Below are 6,386 nucleotides of genomic sequence, written 5' to 3'. Positions count from 1 at the left end.
ACCCTCAGGCCGGAAATAAAACTTCTTTTTGACTCCCCTAACGCTTGGCGTTAAGTGGACGGCTATCTTAATCTTTTAAAAACTCACGTCAAGCGTTTATTTTTATTTGATTTTTTACTTCTATTTTTTACTTCTACATGGCGCTGAGCGCTTGCCCTGTGTGCCGTGTCGATGTGGGGCGTAGTATAGCGACACAGATCACACTGACAAGGGTTTTTTACGTTTTTTATTTCGACTGGGCAAGAATCCACCTAAAATGATGAATAACCAGCGTTTTGAAACATTCTTGATACGTGGTATTTACTGAGAGATAACGCTGGCCTGTTTTCTTGGTCCTTTTCATGACATGCATTGCCTATTTGTTGTTCATGTCATCACTTTTAATTGCTCTATTTTTAATAATGCTTATGAAATCACCAGTCAATTTTGCACTAATTATCTGTATCGCCGTACTCGGCGCCATTATCGTCAACCTGATGGGGGTCAGTTCACCTGCCATTGCATTCGCTGCAGGCGCAATCGTCAGCGGACTGTCTTGCCTCTACCTTCCTCTCCCCGATTTTAAACCAGCGGCACAGGATGCCCCTGCACCACATAGCGTGAACAACGACGAGGAAGAATCACCTCAGAGTAAAACCTTGTATGTGGGTAACCTACCTTATCGCGCCAATGAAAATGATGTCCGTACACTGTTTAGCGAACATGGCGAGGTTTTTGCCGTTCGGCTGATGAAGGATAAACGCACCGGCAAACGTCGAGGCTTTGGTTTCGTGGTGATGGCCGCTGCGCATGCCGAGGATGCCATCAACGCCCTGAATAACAATGTATACGGTGAGCGGACACTTAAAGTCCGTGAAGCGAACGAACCAAAAAAGCAGGCGAATAGCTAACGCGCGTCAATCCTATCGACTGTATATAGTCGGATAGCGCGTCAGCCTTAATCGGTGTTGCCGTTGCGTAAGCGTGATTGTCTGATGTTGTCGCGGTAACACTGGATAAGTTCAGTGTCGCCGTCAGTGAGACGATGCGGCGCGCGATTGCAGTGCCTGAATCAATCAAACACACTGACTCACCCAATACTTGTTGGATTTCATTTCGCAATAAGGGGAAATGCGTACATCCCAGCACCAACGTATCGATGGTGGCTGTAAACGGCGCTAAGATTGCCGTTAAGTCCTCTTGATTAACGGCCTCGCCTCGTAACTTTCGCTCTGCCATATGCACCAAAGCTGTAGTACCTACCGACACCATATGACAGCCTTTGGCGTAATCGGCAATCAACTGCTTCGTATAAGGACGAGCAACGGTGGCAGGTGTGGCCAGCAAACCTATCGTTTTATGCTGACTTTGCGCCGCTGCCGGTTTGATCGCCGGTACCACGCCGACAACCGGAATCGCTAACTGTTCACGTAACTGCGGCAGTACCAGCGTCGAGGCGGTATTACATGCGATGACGACGATATCAATATCATGCTGCATACATACCGCACTCACCAAAGCAGTCACACGAGTGATGAGTTGGGTATCGTCCAGCTCACCGTATGGGAAAGCTGCGTTATCGAACAAATAGGTGTAGTTAGCGTCAGGAAGCAGCTCTCGCACCGACTGATAAATCGATAAGCCCCCCACACCGGAGTCGAAGATCAATATATTGGGCTGCGCCATGGGACACCCATTCAATAAAAAACGCCCTTATCATAACGATAAAGGCGTGATTAAAGCTAGTTTAGAAAGAGTATCTCGCTTCCAGTGTCAATTGGCGCCCATCACCTGGATAGTAAGCGTCCCGTGCATTCGCATTAGCAGGATATTGTTTGTCAAAGAGGTTATCTACGCGAAATGTAGTTAGCCACTGTTCCAATTCATACTGTAACCCAAAGTTAGATAGCCAATAGGATGAAAGCTTTCCTTTGCTATTAGCATTATCCCCATCTTTATAGCGCGATCCAGTATAAACACCTTCAATATATGCGAGAACATCTCGAGTAATATGGACAGTACTTTGCAGTGTCGCTGTATGCATCGCTACCCACGGCAACGCATTACCCTTGTTATCACCTTCCGTAAACTCAGCATCGATATAATGGTACTCACCCACAACAAGCCACGCTGGAGTGACGTGTAACTGACCAGAGATACTTCCACCGTATCGTACAGAGCGATCTGCGTTAACATTTGCCCCATTAAACGAGCCACCTACTGGCTTAGTTGCACTGGAATCAAATAAGATCTCATCATCAATTTCTAAGCGATAAAGGTCCACACCAATTTGGTAGTTCTCAGCTTCTTGTCGCCAACCTAACTCAACAGACTTACCTTTTTGTGGTGCTAACCCAAACACACCTGGAGAGGTGTATGCTTGCTCATCCACTTTTGCAAAACGAAAGTTCTGCTCACCACGGATATAAAGACGGTTTATCTCGTCAATAAAGTGGTTCACCCCTAACTCTAACGCGCTAGCATGTTCTTTTAATTGCTCGCCATCAGGATATGTCGCTGCATCCGTTAAGTCATCGGTTACACGTGACTTTCTTCCTCCCAAAACAAGGGTGGTCTGTGAAGACAATGGATAATGAAGCTGACTAAACACACTCATTCGTTGCTGACGGTTATCTCTATCCGTAGTGCTATAAGCACTCTGGGAAAAGTAGTCAAACGCATTATTGGCATAATCTACGCCAACGATCCAAGCCCCTTCTTCTCCCCTGTTGGGCGCAAATAATTTCTCTCCTGATATGGAGACTGTTAGCTGATCTAACTCGCCTTGACTCGGTGTTCCCCAACTTTTAGCGCTTGAGCTTGTATCCGAATACTGTAAAGAAGTAGATAACTGCCATGTGTCTCCTAGGCCTTTCTGATAGCCAATATCAAGCGAGCGAGATATTTCATGACCATAGTCTTCAGCGTGAGTGCTTTTAGACTGGCGAGGATTGGCTCGATACTCACTTTCAGTTAGCGAGCTTGGCCACTGACGATCATCGTCAAAGTAACTGAGGACTGCATGGAAGCGCTCTCCATCTCGTTGGTATTCGAGACGACTACTCAACACTCCCGAATCTTGCGCGTTATGCTCACGATAGTTGTCTGTTTTTGCATAATCTGCCGAAACTTGATAATGCCAATAGTCACTCAGCTTTCCTGATTTGCTAGCATAAGCGCCACGGGTATCAAAGTCTCCAACACGAACACCAACATGGCCTCCCTCTCTGGCTGTACTTTTTAGAATAATATTGATGACGCCACCTACCGCTTGGTCACCATATAAAACTCCCGCGCTACCAGAAAGGATTTCAATACGCTCGACTTGGCTCAAAGCAATCGAGCCTAATTGTGGACTAGATAAATCGGCTTTATTTAATCGCCTACCATCAATCAAAACAAGTGTGTTGTGAGCGCTTTGGCTACCAGAAAACCCACGCATTGCGAAAGAGGCGCCCGAATTAGTATCCGAAACCTGAATACCTGATTTTCCCCTGAGTAAGGCCGTTATATCTTGCGCACCGCTCTTGCGGATATATTCTTGAGTAATAACAGCAACGTTTGCGGGTATTTGCGTGAGCGTATCAGCATGATGACTACGCCCTATCACCACCACCGTTTCGGTATTTTGCTCGGCCCACGCGCTCGCGGGGAGTAATGACGCCGCCACCAGGCTCGCCACAATTGGTTTGTTCATGGGTTATTCCTTCCTATCGCGAGAATATGCAGCACTGTGCTGCGGGGCGGGCTGTATTCGGACTTAAGAGCATGGCTTGCGCCGCCTACTGCTAACGACTTCCCATCACCTATCCAAAGAATTGGCGACAGTGTCTGGCCTAGTGCCGAGTTAGGGTCGTTCTCTGATACCGCTGCGCGTCAGTTGCGGATTCTCACCGCATTCCTGCGATTACGGCCTGTTTGCTCGCTAATCGCTTACCCGCCCAAGGATAGTAGCCATCTAGATGGATATTGTCCATTGATAACCTTATAGAATAACGGAGAATCGTGAGCAAGGCTGGACATAGCTGGGGATTTGTCTAAAATCTGCGCTCATTTTCCAATCGCTGAGGCAGCCATCATGACCAAGGCCCAATCAACCGTTGACTACGACACACAGCTTGCTGAGAAAGTCCAACGACTCACGGAACAACTCGCACCGTTTCACGCGCCTGAGCTCGAAGTGTTTCATTCGCCAGAGACGCATTATCGGATGCGCGCGGAATTTCGGGTATGGCATGAGGGGGATGATCTTTACTACATCATGTTTGACCCGGCGACTAAACAAAAATATCGCGTTGATACCTTTCCCGTGGCGAGCCGCTTAATCAACGACTTGATGCCGCTCTTACTCGAAGCAATTAAACCCAACGAGACCTTGCGCCGCAAACTGTTCCAAGTGGACTTTTTGTCAACCCAAAGTGGCGAGATCTTGGTGTCGTTACTGTACCACCGCCAACTAGATGAAGCGTGGGAGCAGGCCGCCCAGACACTGAAGCAACGCCTCAATGATGAGGGCTTTAACCTCAACTTGATTGGCCGTGCGCGTAAGCAAAAAAAGGTACTAGACCGCGATTACGTACTAGAAAAGGTACAGGCTGATGGCCAAACCTTGGTGTACCAGCAAATTGAAAACAGTTTTACCCAGCCCAATGGCCCAGTGGCGCAAAAAATGCTGGATTGGGCGATTGATTGTACCCGAGATAGCGAGGGCGATTTGCTGGAACTGTATTGCGGTAACGGCAACTTCTCACTGGCGCTGGCAAAAAACTTCCGTCGAGTCTTAGCCACCGAGCTTGCCAAGCCCTCGGTACAATCGGCGCAATACAATATTGCCGCCAATCATATCGATAACGTGCAAATCGTTCGTATGTCAGCCGAAGAGTTTACCCAAGCGATTAATGGTGAGCGTGAGTTCCGTCGCTTACAAGACCAAGGCGTGACGCTGAGTGATTATCAGTGCAACACCATTTTTGTCGATCCACCTCGCGCGGGCATGGATGATGAAACCTGCAAAATGGTGCAAGGCTACGATCGTATTTTGTATATTTCATGCAATCCGGAAACCTTGGTCGAGAATTTACAACGCTTAGGCCAAACCCACCGGATTAGTCGTTGTGCCCTGTTCGATCAATTCCCGTTCACTCACCATACCGAAGCGGGTGTGTGGTTAGAGCGCCAATAAAACCGCTAAAGCCAGAAACAAAAAAGGCGTCGCTCGCGAAAGGGACGCCTTTTTTTGTTTTTAACCCTGGTGATTAGGAATCAGAGGCCGTCTCTGCAGTCTGTTTGCGACTAAAAAAGCCCAACTTATGTCCAATCCAGAAAGCTAACGCCATTGAGACCAAAATCGAGAAGAAGTTACCGCCCAGCTCTGGTATTTGCATGCGAATAAAGGCGGAATAGCCAAATGCCCCCACCAGGAAACACGCAAAGGCAATCAGCGGTGTGCCTTCTGTCAGTGGCTGTCGTTCATGCAATTGATAACAAGCATGTACGGCCAGTACAAATGCGAGAATGGGGAAGATCGAAAACGCCACGCCACTGAAAAAGACGGTGGCTAGCGTTGCACTTCCACAAATGCCAGTGACTAGCGCCAGCAATAAGAATTTACGTTCTGATTTGACTTGCTCGTGTTCCATGTTTTCACCTGTTTATGACAGTTTTTCCTGTAAGGCTCGCCGCTCACGGTCTTTACGGTACCAGTAAGCTCCCTTGGCTATCATGCGCAATTGTAACACCATTCGCTCCGCCAATTCTGCGCGTGCGTGCGGGTCGAGATCAAGGGCCTCAGCCCCCATATTGAAGACTAAAATCACACACGCCTCAGATTGATTGTACGCTTCTTCATACGTGAGCTGTGTGCGCGATTGTAAATACTCGGTTAACTCCGCAACAAAATGTTGAATTTCTCGCGCGACTGCAGCACGAAACGCAGCGGATGTACCTGACCGTTCACGGAGCAACAATCGAAACACATTCGGACTACTTTCAATAAATTCCATAAAGGTTTCGACGGAAGTACGTACCACACTGCCTTCCGCAGCGATACGTTGACGCGCTTGGCGCATCAGTTGGCGCAATAACAAGCCCCCTTCATCGACCATGGTTAAACCGAGCTCATCCATGTCTTTGAAGTGACGATAAAACGAAGTCGGCGCTATACCTGCCTCTCGGGCCACTTCGCGTAAACTTAAGCCTGAGAAACTGCGCTCAGCACTGAGTTGGCTAAACGCCGCATCAATGACAGATCGACGCGTTTTTTCTTTTTGTTCTGCTCGAATCCCCATCATATCCAACTCATGGTCACCATGGTGTCACTATACGCAATTTTTATCGGCAAATCAGCCAGCCTACATCACGCGCGAACGCCAATTTCACCAGAGATTGGGCACCGAAAGTTAACCTTA

At 48.1% G+C, this 6,386-nt stretch carries 6 protein-coding genes and 1 riboswitch; of the genes, 2 read left to right on the top strand and 4 right to left on the bottom strand.

Features of this window, described 5'->3' with window-relative positions; translation table 11 throughout:
- The first annotated feature begins 407 nt into the window (after window positions 1-407).
- On the top strand, window positions 408-890 hold the full coding sequence (locus tag HLG76_RS11145) for an RNA-binding protein (protein ID WP_077577232.1): 483 nt from the start codon (window positions 408-410) through the stop codon (window positions 888-890).
- Here the strand turns inward: HLG76_RS11145 and murI are convergent.
- Both murI and HLG76_RS11135 read right to left on the bottom strand, forming a co-directional pair.
- The gene (gene murI / locus HLG76_RS11140) at window positions 844-1,665 is read right to left on the bottom strand and encodes a glutamate racemase (protein WP_077577214.1); all 822 of its coding nucleotides are present in this window, start codon (window positions 1,663-1,665) and stop codon (window positions 844-846) included. The genes HLG76_RS11145 and murI overlap by 47 nt on opposite strands.
- 61 nt (window positions 1,666-1,726) lie before the next feature.
- Entirely contained in the window at window positions 1,727-3,676 is a 1,950-nt protein-coding gene (locus tag HLG76_RS11135; RefSeq protein ID WP_175993661.1) for a TonB-dependent receptor, read from the bottom strand.
- A gap of 31 nt (window positions 3,677-3,707) precedes the next feature.
- A riboswitch (cobalamin riboswitch) is annotated at window positions 3,708-3,935 on the bottom strand.
- Window positions 3,936-4,057: 122 nt separating this feature from the next.
- Between HLG76_RS11135 and trmA the strand changes: the two genes are divergently transcribed.
- Window positions 4,058-5,161: a tRNA (uridine(54)-C5)-methyltransferase TrmA gene (gene trmA / locus HLG76_RS11130; protein ID WP_175993660.1), complete on the top strand. Its 1,104-nt coding sequence runs from the start codon at window positions 4,058-4,060 to the stop codon at window positions 5,159-5,161.
- Window positions 5,162-5,234: 73 nt separating this feature from the next.
- Here the strand turns inward: trmA and HLG76_RS11125 are convergent, their stop codons facing one another.
- Together HLG76_RS11125 and fabR are read right to left on the bottom strand one after the other, a co-directional pair.
- Complete coding sequence (locus tag HLG76_RS11125; RefSeq protein WP_021022553.1) at window positions 5,235-5,618, bottom strand: YijD family membrane protein; 384 nt, start codon at window positions 5,616-5,618, stop codon at window positions 5,235-5,237.
- Window positions 5,619-5,630: 12 nt separating this feature from the next.
- A complete protein-coding gene (gene fabR, locus HLG76_RS11120) occupies window positions 5,631-6,266 on the bottom strand; it encodes an HTH-type transcriptional repressor FabR (protein ID WP_028569605.1) in 636 nt (211 codons plus the stop codon).
- Between the last annotated feature and the right edge of the window lie 120 nt (window positions 6,267-6,386).

Source organism: Salinivibrio sp. EAGSL (assembly GCF_013366455.1).
In the GTDB taxonomy this organism is placed as follows: Bacteria; Pseudomonadota; Gammaproteobacteria; order Enterobacterales; family Vibrionaceae; genus Salinivibrio; species Salinivibrio costicola.
This window is presented reverse-complemented; position numbering and strand designations above follow the sequence as displayed.